This is a genomic window from Frankia gtarii (genome assembly GCF_025403375.1).
Lineage (GTDB): Bacteria > Actinomycetota > Actinomycetes > Frankiales > Frankiaceae > Frankia > Frankia gtarii.
Genome location: NZ_JAMPTM010000010.1, coordinates 21,393 through 37,836, shown reverse-complemented (window position 1 = coordinate 37,836; position 16,444 = coordinate 21,393). Strand labels below are relative to the sequence as shown.

Genomic DNA, 16,444 nt, shown 5'->3' with positions numbered 1-16,444 from the left:
CGCTGCCCCCGTCGGTCACCCGTCAAGGATGCCACTACCACCCACCGAGCCAGAAGCTGACCGCTCATCGGCGGTTGGGTCCGGTCGGTGTGTGCGCCCAGACGGTTGTGGCAACACCAGCGGCATGTGCTGCACTCATTCCGGAGCCGAGCCGGGCGTGCGTATCTGTGTGGACTTGGCCCCGGCCGACTGCCATGGGTGCGGCATCGGGCAGTCCGGCGAGAGCGCATTCGATACACTGCGTGCGGTTGCGCCAGAATATGCACACATCTGCTCAGCGAGGTGAACCTATTTGGTCTCGCAGCGGAGGCGCAGGGTCCGGAGATCTGGATCAGTCCGCCGATGCTCCCGAGGATCCCCAGCCCTGCAGCCCTCGCCGAGACCATCGCCGAGGCGACCGGCGCTCGGACGGCCGCCGTGCGGCTCGTAATGAACGATTCCTTGCCCGACGGCGACCACCCGTATCGCCAATCCAACCCGTCATCCGCAAGGTTTCGGCCAGCCCCGAGTCAGCGGCCCGCTCTGAGGCAGCCCCGGCGGGGCTTCTGGGCGGAGACACGGAGCGCGTTTCGCCGTGGACTTCGGGATGACTGACCAGCCCGGGCTCGCGCTGTGGGGTGCCTGAACCCGGTTACCCGTGCGAGGACCGCGCCGTCAGGTTCCCAGAGTGGTGAACCGGACGGGCTCGCGCAGGACGGTGGCGGCGGTGGGGAGGTCTGCGAGGCGGGTGGCGAGGGTGGCCTCGGCCAGGCGTGGGGGGAGCGCGGTGTTGAACTTGAGGCCGGCCAGGGCCTCGTCGCTGACGTGGGGGAGGCAGAGGCGGGACGGCAGGTCCGCGGTGGCGGCCCTCCATCCGGGCGGGGTCAGGTCGGTGCGCAGGCGCAGGTAGGCGGCGGTCGGGGCCTGGAGGGGGTCGGCGAGGTCGCCGAGGCTCGCGATGAGGGTGCGGTTGGCGCGTTCGCCGGCCCAGGTCCACCAGCGAACATCGGTCAGGTCATCCGTTCGGACGATCATCGTGCCGCCCGGGTGGACGACGTCGAGATGGTTCTCGCGGACGACCGCGAGTCGCCCCGTCGCCCGGCGGGTAAGCGGAACCGGCGGGTCGGCACCGAGCAGAACCTCCCGCATCGCCCTGGCCAGCTCGAAGGACATGGCGCCGTCGGCGAGGCCCAGCCAGCGGGCCCGGCCGCCGCTCTCGGCGGGTTCGACGAAGCAGCGGCGGCGTTTCCAGTCGATGTGGGTGACCCGCCAGCTGCGGCCGGCGAGCAGTAGCAGCCGCGGGCCTTCGACCGGGTCGGTGAGCAGGACCGGGTCCGTGCGGCCTATCTCGTCGCGGCCGGCCAGGACGGTGAACTCGGGTGCCGCGGTGAAGACCGCGGTCAGCTCGGAGAAGTGCCGGTGGCCGAAGCGGCGTTCCGCCTCGGGGCCGATGAACAGCATCCCGCCGTCGGAGTCCAGGTAGCCCAGGCGGACGAGGTGGCGCACGATCGGCTCCGCCGAACGGTCGAAGGGCACGAGGCCGTTCCACTCGTCCACCCAGGTCCGGTCGCCGATCCGTTTTTCCTGCAGGCAGTACGCGAGTAGCTGCTGGGCGACGATGTGCCGGGGTTCCGGTGGGGCGACGACCGGCTCGACCCAGCCGCGGCCCCACAGCAACAGCAGCCCGGCGGCCTGCAGAAGTGCACTGTCGGTCAGGGCGAGGAACAGGCAGTTGCGGGTCGTGCCCGCCCGACGGCCGGTGCGACCGAGCCGCTGCAGGAACGAGGCCACGGTTGCCGGGGCGTTGATCTGGACGACCCGGTCGAGGTCCCCGACGTCGATGCCCAGCTCCAGCGTGCTGGTGGCGACGATCACGCAGTCCCGGGCCTGGGCGAAGGCCTCCTCGGAGCGGCGCCGCTCCTCGACGGACAGCGACGCATGCGAGAGGAACGTCGCCACCCCGAGGGCGCGCAGCGCCTGGCCGAGCTCCTCGACGGTCTTCTTCGAGTCGCAGAACACGAGCCGCTTCTCGCCACGGTGCAGGGTGGCCAGCACCTTCGCCGCGTTCGACACCGAGGCGACGTAGTCCAGCTCGATCTCGCCCGGCATCGGTGTCGGTGCCGATGCCGATGCCGGTGTTGACGGCCCGGGTGCCGGCGGCGCGCCGTTGGCCGGGCCCGCCTCGACCTTGGCCTGGCGGGGAGGCGTGGTCGGCAGGTCTGGTGCGATGACCTGGGCCGGGCGCTGGCCCGCGCCCGAACCCTGCAGCCAGCGCAGCAGTTCGGCAGGGTTCCCGACCGTCGCCGACAGGCCGATGACCTGCAGCTCCCCGGCAGCGGCCGTGGTAGCCGGGGCGGCCGGGGTGGAGGGGGCCGGGTCGTTGCCGGGGGCGATGAGCCGACGCAGCCGTTCCAGGACGGCGAGGAGGTGCCAGCCGCGGTCGTCGCCGGCGAACGCGTGGACCTCGTCGACGATCACGGTGCGGACGTCGGCGAAGAAGCCGCGATGGTCGGTACGGACGCTGACGAGCATCGCTTCCAGCGACTCGGGCGTGGTGAGCAGGACATCGGGCCGTTCGCGGCGGATCCGGTTGCGCCGGCCTTCGGTCACGTCGCCGTGCCAGACGGAGGCCTGGCGTCCGAGCCAGCCGGTGTAGGTCGCCAGCCGGGGCGTCAGGTTGTTCAGCAGCGCCTTCAACGGACACAGGTACAGCACCGACGTCCCCTGCCAGTTCTCGGCCGCCATCCGCGACAGGACCGGGAACACTGCCGCTTCGGTCTTCCCACCGGCGGTCGGGGCGAGCAGCAGCGCGTCCGAACCGGCGAGCAGCGGCGCGACCGCCTCCTCCTGTAACGGCCGCAGCCCCGGCCACTGCAGTGTGTTCACGATGTGGTGCACCACCACCGGATGCAGCAGATCCGCCGCGTCGGCCTCGGCGGCCGCCGGGTCGACGGTCAATCCAGGTCCAGGTCGATGTCGTCGGCGCGGGCGGCGTTGCGTTCCAGGTCGGTCATGTCGGCCACGCCGATGGTCAGCGGATAGTCGCGCCGGGGGGCGAAGTCGTCGAACTGGTCGACCCGGTCGAGCACATCGGCGACGAGTTTCTTCAGGAACAGCCGGGGCGCGACGCCGACCTTCCCACCGAGCCGCCCGGCGACCGCCCCGGCCAGCTCCTCGAGATAGGCGTCGTCGACGAGCCTGTCGATCCGACCGGCCGCGTCGTCCGACGAACCGGCCGCGTACAGGTCCCGGACCCGCCCGCCGAGCTCGACCAGCGACGCCTCGGTGAACCCGGCCAGCCGCAGCTGCACGGCCCTCGGGTTGTCGAACTTCGGGTTGGCGGTGAAGTCGGTCGCCAGCCGCTGCGCGAGCGGTGCGAGCCGCGCCACCCCCTGCGGGCCGTCGTAGAAGGCCGGCGTTCCGGTGATGACGAGGAACAGGCCGGGGAAACGGCCGCTGTGGACCTCGTCGATGAGCTGGCGCAGCGCGTTGAGCGCCTTGTCCCGCGCGTCGGAGCGGACCCGCTGCAGGGTCTCGACTTCGTCGAGGACGAGGAGCAGGCCGCGAAAGCCGCTGTCCCGCAGCACCACCAGCAGCCCCTGCAGGAAGCCGAGCGCCCCGAAGTGGTCCAGATCGCCGCGCACCCCGGCGGCGCGGCGCGCGCTGGCGGCGACGTGCGGCTGCCCGCCGAGCCAGGCGAGCACCGCCGCCGCCGTCGCCTCGTCGCCGGCGGCCAGCGCCGCCCGGTAGCCGCGCAGCGCCGCCGCGAACGCGGGCGCCGTGCGGCCGACGTCGGCGAGCCGCCGGTCGACCAGCTCGCCGACCGCCCGGTCGAGCGCCGCGGCGTCGTCGCCCGCCACCTCGTCGTCCGTCGCCCCATCGCCTGTCGTCTCCCCGGCGGCGAGGACGTCCTCTTCCAGCGCGTAGAACCAGCCGTCGACGATGTGGCGCAGCGCGCTTGGCGGGAACGTCGCGGTGGTCAGCCGCTCGGTCAGCCGGCGATAGACGGTCTCCAGCTTGTGCAGCGGCGTCTCGTTCTCCGAGATCTGCACCTCGGCGGTGGCGAGGCCGGCCTTCTTCGCCCGTTCGGCGAGCCAGCGGGCGAAAAACGTCTTCCCGGAGCCGTACTCGCCGCGGACCGCCTTGAACACCGACCCGCCGGTGGCGACCGTGGACAGGTCCTCGGCGGCGACCCGCTCGAACCGGTCCAGCCCGACCGCGAGCAGGTCCAGCCCGGCGGCCGGCACCGCGCCGCGCCGCAGTGCGTCGAGCACGTCCCGCCGCCGCGCCGCGCTGACGCCGACCTGCCCCGCCTCACCTCTCACTCCCGCCTCGTCCCTCACACCTATCTCGCCCCTCACACCCGCCTCCCCACATCCGTCCGTTTGCCCGGATCTGTTTATCCTCTCGGACCCGTCCGCCTGCCCAGCCCCCGGAGCCGCTCGCATCCCACGAGCGGTCGTCGGCCTTGCGGCGTGCTAGCCAGGCCGGTCCCGAGGCGGTTGAGGCCACCGCCATCGCGCCCTGCACAAATGATGATCGACCATTGGCAGATGCGAGTGGAGTCGCATATGGTTGTGTCTGAGGTGTGATTCGTAGGGTCGGAGACCGTTACTGTTTGTTTATCTTGCAGTTATGGTTGGCAAGTGGTCCCTGGAAGGGTCGCAACACCGAAAGGGGGTCGCCATGGGCATTCCTGACAACGTCCCCCTGCCCGAGGTCGAGATCGTGGACGAGGAACCTCCCGCGTGGCTTGTCGAGGCTGCCGAGCGAGGCTTGGCGGACTACGAGGCCGGCCGGTACGTCACGTGCGACCCTGAGACCTTTGATCGCCTGCTCACGGACGCCGCTGCCCACCCCGAGGCGAGCTGACGTACGTCGCTGGCACAGGCCACCCAGGGTGTCCACCACCTTGGTGGGCCGGGCGGCTAATGTGATCTCGTGCCCACCTTCGACCCGGTCGCCGCGTTCTGGGCCGACTGGCGTCGACTCCGGCCCGAGCAGAAGGCCGCCTTCCTGCGGGCGCGCGACCTGTTCGTCCAGAGCCTCGCCGAGGGAATATTCCACCCGTCGCTGCGGGTGAAGCGCTACCGATCGCTCCCCGGCGTGTATGAGATGACCTGGGCGCCGGACGGGCGGGCGCTGTGGGCGTACGGGCAGCCGGTTCCGGGGCAGCCTGGTCCGCACATCGTGTGGCTGCACGTCGGTACGCACAAGATCTTCGACTGAGGCATGCCCGTCGGCCGCTTTCAGGAGGTCAGCTCGAACTGGGCGCGCAGCAGGTCGATGTTGAGGCGCAGGGTGTGGCCGTCGTCGATCGGCTCCAGCACAGGGTAGTTGTCGATGTTGAAAAGGCGTTGCAGGGTGACGGCGAAGCCGCCGGCCCGGGCCGGGCGCTCGCCGGCGCGCTCGGCGACGACGCTCGTCGCCAGGGTTCCGTTCGCGCCGAGTAGCGCCCGTACCGCCGCCTCGACCTTTTCCACCGGCACCTTGCGGGCCAGCCCGTCGAGCTGGAACCGGAACAGCTCGGACGAGAGCAGCCCGGCGACGAGGAGGTCGACCGGATCCGCACGGCCGCCGGCCGTCGCCGCAGCCGCAGCCGCCGGGCCGGCGGTCGCCTCGGCGGGAAGCTCGAACAGAGCCGGGCCGCTCTGTTCCTCCGTGGACCTGCGTCGCCTACGGGGAAGCAGCGCTGTCTCCTGCGCCGGGGTGTTGACGGCGCGCTGCCCGACCAGCACGGTGTCGCCACCGCCGAGGCCGCGCAGGCGGTCCGTCGTCTCCAGCGACCACCAGCGCGGGCGCTGGTCGGGCAGCGGGCGCCAGCCGGGCGGCAGGTCGCGGCTCGTCGACGACGCGGAGAGGCGGAACGGCAGGAATGCCAGCACGGGCACCGTCACCTCGGCCGGCGACGCGCCGCCGTGGTAGCCGCCCTTGCGGCCCAGGTAGTGCAGAGTCGGGTCCCAGAGCGCGACGATCCGCCTGCCGGGCGCGAGCACCCGCGGCCCAGCCAGCGTCACCTCGCCATCCCCGGCCTCGCCATCCCCGGCCCCGCCGTTTCCGGCCCCGCTATCGCGGGCTGCGCCGTTGCCTGAACCGGGGATGCGGTGCCGGGCGGAGGCGGCGTCGTCGGCGGCCAGCGCCTCGGCGCGATGGTCGACGACATGGCCGTGGTCGCTGGTCAGGATGACTGCCCGCCCGGCGGTCCGGGCGTAGCCCAGCACCGCGAGAAGCCGGCCGACGTCGGCCAGGCGCCAGCCGCCGTCGTCGCCCTGGCGACCCTTGTCGAGCGTGTCGTCGATCGTGTTGATCACGACCGCGACCAGCGGAGTGTCCGACGTCAGCGCGTCGGTGAGCTCCCCGTCGAGCGCGGCGCCGGGTGCGCCGGCCAGATCGGCGTGGTGGAACAGCCGGGCGGCCCGCCTGCCCCAGCGCGGATGGCCCTCGAACTCGGCGGACTCCTTCGCCTTGTCGCCGGTGAGCAGCCGGCCGGCGAGCAGCGACGTCCGCGAGGTGGCGGTCACCGTCGGCAGCACGGCGACGGCCGCCCGCCGCCGGGCGGGACCGGCCGGCTCACCGCCAAGGGATCCAAGCGGGTCGCATTCCTCCCAGCGTTCGCGGCGCAGCTCGGCGGCGAGCTGGGCGGCGACGGCGGCGCTCATCCCGTCGAGCACGACCAGCAGCGCCCGGCTGCCGCGGGCGGTCACGACCGGCGCGACCACCCGGTCGAGGACTTCTTCAATACACAGCGGCCCGCCCTGCGCCGCCGGCCCGCCCCGCCTGCCGGTCGCGGTCCACACAGCGAGGAGCTGCGCGAAGGTGGCGTCGAGGGCGCGGCGGCGGCGGGCTGCCACCCGGTAGAGGTCGCTGTACGCCGCGCCCACCGCGGGTGCGGGGTCGCCGACGGCCAGGTGGCCGAGTGCGATGTCGGCCCAGGCGCCGTCGTCGAGGTGGGCGTCGAGGGCGCCGGCCAGCGTCGTCGGCTCGCCTGTCCGCTTCCGGCCGGGGTGCTGCCCGCCCGCGGGGTGCGCGGTGGCGTGTGAACCGGTGGGCTGGGTGGCGAGCCAGCCGACGAGCCGGGCGGCCATCGCGGCCCGTTCCACCTCGGGACGGTCGACGCCGGCCAGCAGGTGCTCGCGCAGCGATCCGACGGCGGTCATGACGTCGCGGGCCGCGCGGGCGAGCAGTGTGCGGTCGACTCCGGACTCGGCGGCGGTGAGGACGTCGCGGACGGCGGCGGCGACGGTGGCCAGCCGATGGCCGAATCCGGCCCGCAGGATGTCACTCACGGTGCCGGCGGCCCGGGCGTCCAGGTCGTCGAGCAGCCGCTGCGCGGAGTCGAGCAGGGCGGGGAGCGCGTCGGCCGGGTGCAGGGTCGCCGAGGGGTCACCGGCCGCCTCGAGGCCGAGCCGGCCGGCTCCTGGGCGGGCCGCCGCCAGCGCCGTCGCGACCACCTCGCGGACGGCGTCGGCGAACGCGCGCATGGTCGCGTCGTCGAGGCGAACGTGGCCGAAGTAGCGCTCCACCCGGACCTTGGCCCGCTCGACCGCCGCGACGTCCCCCGCGGCCGGTACCGGCGTGCCGGCGGCGCCGCGGCCGGGTCGGGGCCACAGGCAGTCACAGACCAGGCCGAGGGCGAGCGTCCGCTCGCCGTTGCCGGCGGCAACCAGGGTGAACAGGGCCCGTCCCGCGCGGCCGGTCCGCTCGACCAGGTACGCGGTGAGGCCGGCACGTTCGTCGTCGCCGAGCCGGCGCAGCGCCTCGGTCGCCCCGGGTGCCGTCGTCCAACGCAGCAGGGTGGCGATGTCCAGGTCGGCGGCGCCTAGGCCCAGCTCGGTCAGGCCGAGGCGGACGGCGGCCAGCTCCGCCAGCGCGTCCTGTCGGCTGAGCAGGCCACCGGGCCGGCGCGGCCAGCCGGCCGGGGGGCGGGCCTCCAACAGGGCCTGGGCGACCCAGCGGTGCTCGGGGGCGCGTAGCCGCGGGTCGGCCTGGGCGGCACCGAAGTCCTCCAGGACGGCGATCCACGGCTCGATGACGTCGACCCGCTGCCGGTAGACCTGGGCCAGGACGGAGTCGCCCAACGTTTCCTCGTCGGCATCGGTGAGCAGCACCAGCCAACCGTCCTCGACCGGGTCGCGCGCCCAGCGGGTGATCTCCTCCAGCACGGCGAGCGGTGACACGCAGGGCACCACGTGGACCGGCCGGCCGGCGACGTCCAGCTCGCCCGCCACCGACCAGTCCGGCTGGGCACGGACGAGCAGGACGCGCGGCTGGCAGCCGTGGTTGCTCTGCGTGGCGTGCCGCAGCCGAGCGACCCGGCCCCGCACGACGGCCGCGGTCACCCGAGGAGCGCCCGCGCCGGCCGGGGCGGCCGGGCTGCCCTGGCCGGCTGGGGGCGACAGAGCGGTCACGGCGTCGGCCGCCAGCTGATCTCGATCTCGCCCGGTCGGTCGCCGACGTGGGAACGCAGCTCGGCGAGCGCCCGGTCCAGCTCCCCGGCCCGGACCTGCCACTGCCGCGCGGCTCCGGCGCCGTCTTCCGCCGCGGTGTCCCGGTCGAACCTGGGGATCGCGACGGCCGGTCCGGAGCCGGTCTGGTCGGCTCCGCGCCTCACCTGGACGGCTGGGGGCGACGGGACCGCGATCCGCAGCGTCGGCTCGGTGCGACCGACGGGGGCGACAGTCACGGCGGGGACGGAGACGGGGGCGGCGAGGGCCGCGGTGGCCCGGCGGAGCAGGGCGGTCGCGTCGGCGCGGGCTTTGCTGAGCACCGCGGCGAGCGGCGTGGTCAACTCGTCGACGGCGCCGGCGGCGCGAATCCGCCCGAGGATCTCCCGAGCCTCGGTCTGGTGGGGTTCGGCCAACCCGGCGATGACGCCGAAGGTCTCATCCCAGGGGGCTGACCTGATCGCGGCGGCGACGTCGCCGCCGCGGCTGATGCTCACGGCGAGCCGATTGGCCGGGCCGGCGAGTTCGGCGCGGGCGAGCCTGCGGACGATCTCCGCGCCGGCCCTGGGGTCGTCCAGTGCCAGGAGCAGGTCGCGGGCGGCCCGTGCGGTCCGCAGCCGGCTCCCGTCCGCACCGCCCGTACCGTCGGCGTCGTCGGCCGCAGCGCCGCTGGCCGCAGCGTTGTCGGCTGCAGCGCCGCCGGCTGCGGCGAGGCCGGTGCGTGGGTCGAGCCCGAGTTCGCCTGCGTGTTCCTCCAGGGCGTCGACCAGCTCCTGGCTTGTCGCCCGGCGGGGCCGGGCCGTCCCGACCAGCTCCTCGGCGAAGCCGCGTAGCAGCCGGCCGCGTAGCAGCGCCGGCGGCTGCACCCCGAAGATGACCTTGGCGCGCTCGCCGGCGGCCGCCCAGTCGGCCGCGTCGGGCAGCGGCTGCTCGCGCAGCGTCATGTCCCTGGTGATCGCGTTCAGCTCGGGCGGGGTCGCCAGCAGGCCGCCGTGCCGGTACCAGGCCCGGTCGGTCTGCTCGGCGAACGCGGCGACGACCAGGTGCGCGACGTTGTCGTCCAGGCCGCGCGGTTTCGGCTCGTCGATCCAACGCAGCAGGTCGCCGACCCGCAGCTCACCCGGCCCCGAGCCGCTCGCGCTCGCATCGCCTGAGCCGTCCGTGCCGCCGATGCCCGGCGAGCCGGAGCCGTCGGCGGCGGTCTGGGCGGCCCGGCGGGTGAAGTGGCCGACCCACTCGCGGCCCAGCTCGAAGCGCACCTCGTGCATCACGCCGAGCCCGAGCGCCGGCGCGATCCGCCGGATCGGAATCCGGTCGCCCCGGGCGACCTCGACCGAGCCGCCGTCGGCCTCCGCGGCCCTGGTCACGTAGCCGAGGACGAGCTTGAGGTCCGCGGGCTTGACGGGTGTTGCGCTCTGGTCGGGGTCGAGGTCGGGGTGGCCGGGGAACTGGTCGGCGAGCAGGTCGCCGACCAGGCGGCGGACCGCGTCGCGGAACGATGCGCCGAGCGGCAGCGTCGGGTTCAGCCCCGGCCACAGCGCGCGCAGGTGATCGCTGTAGTCGGCGGTGACGTCCTGCTCGTCCTTCGACGTGAGCCCGTAGGCCGAACGCAGCACGGTCCGGGTCTTGGTCAGCAGCGCGTCGTAGCGGCTTTTCAGCACGCCGCGGGCGCGCTGGCGGTCGTCGGCGCTCAGGTGCTGGGCGTGGCTGTCGAACCGGTGCCCGCCGCCGGCGAGCAGGTGGTCGAGCCGGACGAGCATCCCCAGGTCGGCCAGCCGCGCGGCGGTCAGGTCGGCGGGGATCCAGCAGACCGTCCGGTGCTGGACGTCCGCGCCGCGCAGCCGTTCGACGCGGGCCCGCGCGTAGACCGGCCCGTCGCCGGTGTCGTCGAACGGGTAGTCGATGACGAGCCGCCACGCCTGCGGGTCGATGGGGGCGAGCTGGTCGTCGCGCAGCTCACGGCCGCGGACCGAACCGAAGATGACCTCGGCGGAGCGTTTGCTGCCCTTCCAGACGAGGTCGAGCCGGTCGCCGTAGACGTCGCCGGTGACGGTGACGCCGAGGTCCTCGACGAGCAGCCGCCGTATCAGCGCGCGCCGGTTGCCGGCGCTGTCGTAGGCGACGGCCGAGTTCAGGATGCTGTCGACCTCGACGTCGACGAGCTCCAGGCCGACGCCCGGGTCGCCGCCGTCGACCGGGGAATACTTGATCTCGCCGAACTGGCCGGCCCAGCGTTCGACCTTCTTGCCGGCGAGCCCGGCCTCACCGCCCGGGATCGGGCTGGTGATGCTGCCGTGGTTGAGCGCCGACAGCCGCCGCGGGGTCAGGTTGCGCAGCGCCGGGACGCTCGGGGCGAGCGCGGACAGCAGCAGCGTCTTGACCAGCCGGTCGTCCGCGGTGAACCGGCGGACCTTCGTCGCCAGCGTCGGGTCGACGCCAACTCCGGTGCCGGTGCTGACGCCGGTGGCCTGGGCGCGGCGGACCTGGGCCAGGGTGTCCTCGTCGAGACCCTCCGCGTCGAGCAGGTAGGGGCGCAGCTTGCGGGCGTAGAGCTTCTGCGCCGCGTCGAACTCGGCCTTCAGGACGTCGGTGAACGGGGTGTCGGCGCCGCGGGTGATGACGTCCCACAGGTCGCCGAGCGGGACGACCTGGCCGAGGCGCAGGTCGTCGCGGTGGTCGACGAGCAGTTGGCGCATGAGCTTCAGCGCCGTCCGGTTGCGCTGCAGGGCCGCGGAGACGTGGACGAGAGTGTCCATGAACGCCGGGCTGAACGGGTAGGACAGCTGGAACGCGTCCCGGTCGGCGCCGAGCTGGGCGCCGCCGCCGAGCATCGTGTCCCACACCTCGGCGCGGACCTTCGCCGTCGTCTCGAACGCGCGGGCGACCGCCGCCGCGGCGTCGGCGTTCAGTGGCTTCAGCAGCCGCCTGTTGGCGATCAGCGGAAGGTTACGGTCCTCCAGCACGATCTTGTCGAATCGGCCGTCGGCGAGGGTGAGGACGTCGAGGAAGGACAGCCGCACGTCGCCGGCGACCTGTTCGCCGACGAGTTCCCGCAGGTCCCGCTGGCGGGCGATGAAGCTGACGATCGGGATCGGCCGGGCGCCCAGGCCGCCCTCGACGAAGTTCGTGACCTTCTGGACTTCGCGGGAGACGAACGCCTGGTCGCCCATGTTGTTCGCCAGCCACAGGATCAGCTCGTCGAGGAACAGGATGACCGCGTCGTAGCCGAGGTCCTTCGCGTGCTGGGCGATTTCGGTGAGGCCGGCGTCGAGGGAGACGAAGCCCTCGGCGTCCTCGCGCAGGTCGCGGAAGGTGTTCGCGAACCAGGTCGAGAGCAGGTCGGAGACCAGCTGGCGGCGGGCCTTGCCGTCCGGGGCGCCGGCCGGGGTGGCGTTCGGGGCGAGCGCCGCGTCCAGCTTGGCGGGCGTCCAGGAGGCGTCGTTGCCCCAGTCGTCCGGCTCGCCGCCGTCACCGGAGCCGGCCCGGTTCAGTTCGGCGAGGAAGGTGGCGTCGCCGACCTTGGCCCGCACGCTGCGGGCCTCGTCCAGCAGCGCCTCGGCCCGGTGCACCGCCGGGATCGGGGCGTCGGGGTGCAGCCCGCGCAGGTGGTCGGCGTAGCCGCCGAGGACCCGCTGCTCGGTCGACTTGGCCCCCAGCAGGTGGAACGGGACGAGCAGGAACCTCTTGCCGCCGAGCTCCGCGTCGTGTTTGCCGATGACGTCCGTCAGGCGGTCGTCGAGCGTTCTGGCGGCCGGCTCGCCGCGCAGCAGCGCGTGCAGCACCGCCATGAAGTGCGACTTGCCGGAGCCGAACGAGCCGTGCAGGTAGACGCCCTTCGACGTCCCGGTGCTCACCGCCTGCGCGATCAGGCCGAGGGCCTCGTCGAAGTTCCCGACCAGCCGGTCGGTCACCACGTAGCTGTGCAGGGTCGCGGCGTCGGTGACACCCTCGGTGAGCTTGAGGACGAAGTCGCCGTCGGACGTCCGCGGTGGGATGTCGATGACCTCGCGCAGCAACGGCTGGGACGACGGGCTGGTCATACGGCACCTCGAGTGGTCAGGCGAAGTCCGGTTCGTATACGGATCGTACGGATGTGATCCGTCATCGGATAGCCCTACGGCCGCGGGTGGTCGCCGGTGGACGCCAGGTGGTGAGGGCGTCCGCGGTGAGATTGTGGCGGCCGGTGGCCTCGGCGAGGAAGGCGTCGTAGACCTCGGCGGGGGAACCGTCGTAGAGCGGGTCGACGTCGTTGTGCCACTGGCGGACCCAGGGCATCACCTCGCGCAGGCCGGCGAGCAGCGGGGCGAGCTTCTCGGCGCCCCAGCCGTCGTTGTCCTGCCGCTCGACGATCAGCGTGGCCAGGGCCTGGGCCTGCTCGCGATGGTCCCAGCCCGCCCAGCCGACGAGCAGCGTCGGATCGTTGTCCGGGCCGGCGTGCGGGTAGGAGATGAACCGTTCCTTGGGGACGTCGAGTTTCCCGCGGGCCCTCCAGAAGCTGGCCTTGCGGAAGTCGGCCTGGGCGTATTTCGGCGGGACGGGAATCGCGTCACGAATCCTCTTGGCGGCCTCCGGGTCGGCGGCGGCGTCCTCGGCGCGCTGCTGATCCCAGACCGACTCCCAGTCAGCCCGCTTCACCAGGCCGGAATCCTTGTAGCGCAGGGCGGCGAGGAACGGGACATGCTCGTTCTCGACGAGGGCGGCGACGATTTTGGTGAGGTCCTCACCGGGGCGGTAGATCTCGGCGACGGCGACGAAGTCCGCGTCGGCGGCCAGCTCGTCGGCGAGCCGTCCGGTGGTCCACAGCCGGGGCTGGACCATGCCGTCGACGTCGGCGAACCACCGCTCGCGGACCTCCAGCCGGTCGAGCAGCCAGTCCTTGATCGCGGCGTCCTGCAGCTTGTCCCAGCCCTCGGTCGCCCACCGCCGCTTGTACTCCGGCCGCTCGATCAGCCCGATGTTCCGGTCCGCCTCCATGACGGCAATCCGCTTCTCCACCAGCGTCCGATACTCGCCCGACCAGTGCGCGGGGAGTTCGGTAATCGGTGTGGAGCCGTGGCGGGTGAACCACTCGGACGTCTCCTCGCCGGCCGCGATCTTGCGCGCCAGCACGATCTCGAACGCCCGCTCACCCAGCCTGATCTCGGGAACCTCGGCCACCGGCAGGGTCAGCTCGTCGGCGAGCAGCCCGTACTGCCGGTAGACCTGCCAGTCCAACTCCTCCTGCAACGCGACCATCCGCGCCCGGGTCGACGTCCACTCCGCTTGCGCTGCGGCCAGCCGGACCCGCGTCGGCACCTCGCCTGCGGCCACCGCCGCCGGGCTCACCGCCGACAGCCGCTGCGCCAGCCCATCCAGCTCCCGAGCCAGTTCCAACGGATACTCCGCCGGCAACGGGAACTCCTGCAGCTTGGTACCGGTGAACTCGTAGAAGTCCTCCCACGGCAGCGAGGTCTGTCGGGCGCCCCGGGTGTCGACCGTGCTGCCCTTGTTATGGCTGAACTGCTTGAGCCAGAAGCACGCCGTCGAGCTGTTCAGCACCCCCAACAGCCGTAGATGCTCCTCCTCTGACGCGCCTACGGCCAGTTTAATTACTGGCGCGGACCTGTTGAATGCCATTCCATCTCGACCGAGTACGAAGTTATTGTGAGTCGCGACAAATGTGAATGAAATGAGAAGGGGTGCTGCTAGGCGTCGTCGCGCCAAGATTGCAAACTCGTGCCATGCGAGCCCGCGCTGCTCGCGGGTCCTGCCGAAGTAAATGGAGGCACGCAGGTTTGTTCGATACGGCCAGTAGATGGGCGAGGAATAGAGGCTTTTGTTTGGCTTTTGTCCGTCGTAGGGCCAGAGGGTTCGGTCTGAGCTCGCACCCCAGTCCCGTATCAGCTCGCCTGTGACAAAGGGGCGATGTGGGACCTCTTCTCTTACCCAGCGGGCGGGAGCTCTACCCTGTGCGATGAAGAAGTCATCATCGCCAGTGATTGCCAGGAATCCGATTCCTTCGTCGAGTATTGTGCTCAGCAACCCGGCAGGCGACCGGTTGAGCTGCTCCAATAGATCAACCGCCCCGCCGCCAGACAAACTCCAAGGATAGTTCGCAAATTGATTGCGTTCGACGTCGGTCGCTGTGACCCACTTGCTTTCTGATTCGGTTCGGTTGATCTGGCTGACTACGGCTCGCCAAACTACGCCTTCGGCCGGGTTGGCGGGCTGCGCTGGTTCTCCTCGAATACCAAGAACGGCACGGATGGTGCTGAGACGATGCCGTTGGTTGTGTCGGCCGACTAGAATCACCGTCGGTGTTCCGTGGCCGGGAATATAGGCGCCGGAGGTGTCGATTATGTGAGTGAGCTCGACGCGTGACGCGAAAAACTCTTCGATAAGCTTCTTGCCAAATTCACGTTTCATGAACGAATTCGCGGTGATCTGCCCGACCCGGCCCGCGCCGCGCCCTTCTCGGTCCGCCTGCTTGGCTAGTTCGAACAGGCGTTGCGCGAACGGGACCGACAAGGCGTACTTGCCTGAGCAGGCACTGTACATCTCCCGGTACAGCTCGTTGAGCTTCTTGTCCCTGACAATGATGTAGGGCGGGTTGCCGACGACGGCGTGGTAGCGGCCCTCTTCGAGGATGCCGGGGTGGTCGGCGAGGTCCTCGGTGGCGTAGGCGAACTCGGCCAGCTCGTCGCGTTCCCCGCCGAACAGGTCGAGCTGGCGGTGCTTGATCAGCGAATCGCCGACGGCCACATGCAGCGGGAACGTGTAGCCGGCCGCCGCGTCCAGTGTGGTCAGCCCGGCCGCGCGTAGGGCCGCGATGACCAGCCGGAACCTGGCGATCGCGGCCGCGTACGGGTTGATGTCCACCCCGTGGACTGCGTCGAGGGCCAGCCGGACCCGCTCGAAGACGTCCCGGTCGGGGGTGTTGCGCTCCCACTCGGCGAGCAGCCGGTGGAAGGCGCCCAGGAGGAAGTGGCCGGAGCCGCAGGTCGGGTCGATCAGTTTGACGACGTCGTAGCCGAACTCGTCGATCGCGGGGGTCAGCGTCAGGTCGAGGATGAACTCCTCGACGAATTCCGGGGTCTGCAACAGGGCGTACTTCTTGCGGACGTCCTCGGAGAGGTCCTGGTACAGGTCGCCGAGGAACCGGGTGTCCCACGCCGGATCGGTGAAGTCGTGGACGAGCGTGCCGGCCTCGGTGCGGCGGCGCCAGAAGGTGATCAGGTCCTTGGCCGCGTCGTGGGAGAGGGGGATCTGGAACAGGGCGTTGTGCCGCTGGTCGAACAGCCCGGCGCCGACCGGCACCTGCGCGATCTCGTCGAAGCCCGCCAGCAGCCAGTCGCGCGCCGTCTTGTCGGGGTTGCGCCGGTAGAACTCCTCGGTCCGTTCCTCGGCCAGGGTGAGCCGCGTCGTCGTCGGGCCGGTGAGGAACGGATCGCCGATCAGCCCGTTATCCTCGCAGAACCGGACGAACACCGTCCCCAGCACCCAGGCGGCTGCCGCCTGGGTGACCCGCTCGCCCAGCCACGCCGACCAGGTCGCCGCCGTCCGGCCGACCTCGAACGCCCGGTCGTACTCGGCCCGTAGCCGCGTCCCGACCTCGGCAACTGCGCTGACCTGCGCATTCAGGTCTTTTTCCAGCGCCTTCACCTGCCGCTGAGCGTCCTTCAGCAGCATCACCCGGTCGATCAAGAATGTCCCCCCACCAGACAACAACCCGCCGGACCCAGGCAACTCATGGCCAAGGTCATCCGACGACGGCATATCCCCGCGAGCCTAGTAGCACACTGATTGAACCCATCATCCGTTGATGGGATTACCGTCAGCGTTGGTGCGATGCGGCTGGCGATGGGTGTGCGGTGCCAGTGGAGCGTCGTCAGTGGGCGGTTGCTCTAACGCAGCGATATACCCGAAGACACGGCGACGGGGGTGGCGAACGGAAGGATAATTTATGGTTCCGGAAACTGATGGCAGGAGAAATCTGCAAGCGGCACGGTCTCGATGGCGCAACGCCTCGAGGTGGACTTCAG

The 16,444-nt window shown here is 71.6% G+C and carries 7 protein-coding genes; 2 read left to right on the top strand and 5 right to left on the bottom strand.

The features are described from left to right. Positions 1-654 precede the first annotated feature (654 nt). Entirely contained in the window at positions 655-2,937 is a 2,283-nt protein-coding gene (locus NBZ83_RS03410; RefSeq protein ID WP_261574308.1) for a DEAD/DEAH box helicase, read from the bottom strand. Then, positions 2,934-4,304: a BREX system ATP-binding protein BrxD gene (brxD, locus tag NBZ83_RS03405; protein WP_261574307.1), complete on the bottom strand. Its 1,371-nt coding sequence runs from the start codon at positions 4,302-4,304 to the stop codon at positions 2,934-2,936. Before brxD ends, NBZ83_RS03410 begins: the two co-directional genes overlap by 4 nt. A 361-nt stretch (positions 4,305-4,665) precedes the next feature. Between brxD and NBZ83_RS03400 the strand changes: the two genes are divergently transcribed. Both NBZ83_RS03400 and NBZ83_RS03395 read left to right on the top strand, forming a co-directional pair. Further along, positions 4,666-4,851 carry a hypothetical protein gene (locus NBZ83_RS03400; protein WP_261574306.1) on the top strand — a complete coding sequence of 62 codons (186 nt, stop codon included), beginning with the start codon at positions 4,666-4,668 and terminating at the stop codon, positions 4,849-4,851. A gap of 69 nt (positions 4,852-4,920) precedes the next feature. Beyond that, entirely contained in the window at positions 4,921-5,208 is a 288-nt protein-coding gene (locus NBZ83_RS03395) for a hypothetical protein (RefSeq protein WP_261574305.1), read from the top strand. 20 nt (positions 5,209-5,228) lie between these two features. Here NBZ83_RS03395 and pglZ read toward each other — a convergent pair whose 3' ends face one another. The 3 genes from pglZ to pglX all read right to left on the bottom strand — a co-directional run bounded on the left by pglZ (position 5,229) and on the right by pglX (position 16,106). Then, positions 5,229-8,387, bottom strand: coding sequence for a BREX-2 system phosphatase PglZ (pglZ, locus tag NBZ83_RS03390; protein ID WP_261574304.1), 3,159 nt, complete (start codon positions 8,385-8,387; stop codon positions 5,229-5,231). After that, positions 8,384-12,463, bottom strand: coding sequence for a DUF6079 family protein (locus NBZ83_RS03385; protein WP_261574303.1), 4,080 nt, complete (start codon positions 12,461-12,463; stop codon positions 8,384-8,386). The genes pglZ and NBZ83_RS03385 overlap by 4 nt, the downstream gene beginning before the upstream one ends. Before the next feature lie 61 nt (positions 12,464-12,524). Then, the gene (pglX, locus tag NBZ83_RS03380; RefSeq protein ID WP_261574302.1) at positions 12,525-16,106 is read right to left on the bottom strand and encodes a BREX-2 system adenine-specific DNA-methyltransferase PglX; all 3,582 of its coding nucleotides are present in this window, start codon (positions 16,104-16,106) and stop codon (positions 12,525-12,527) included. Positions 16,107-16,444: the final 338 nt, after the last annotated feature.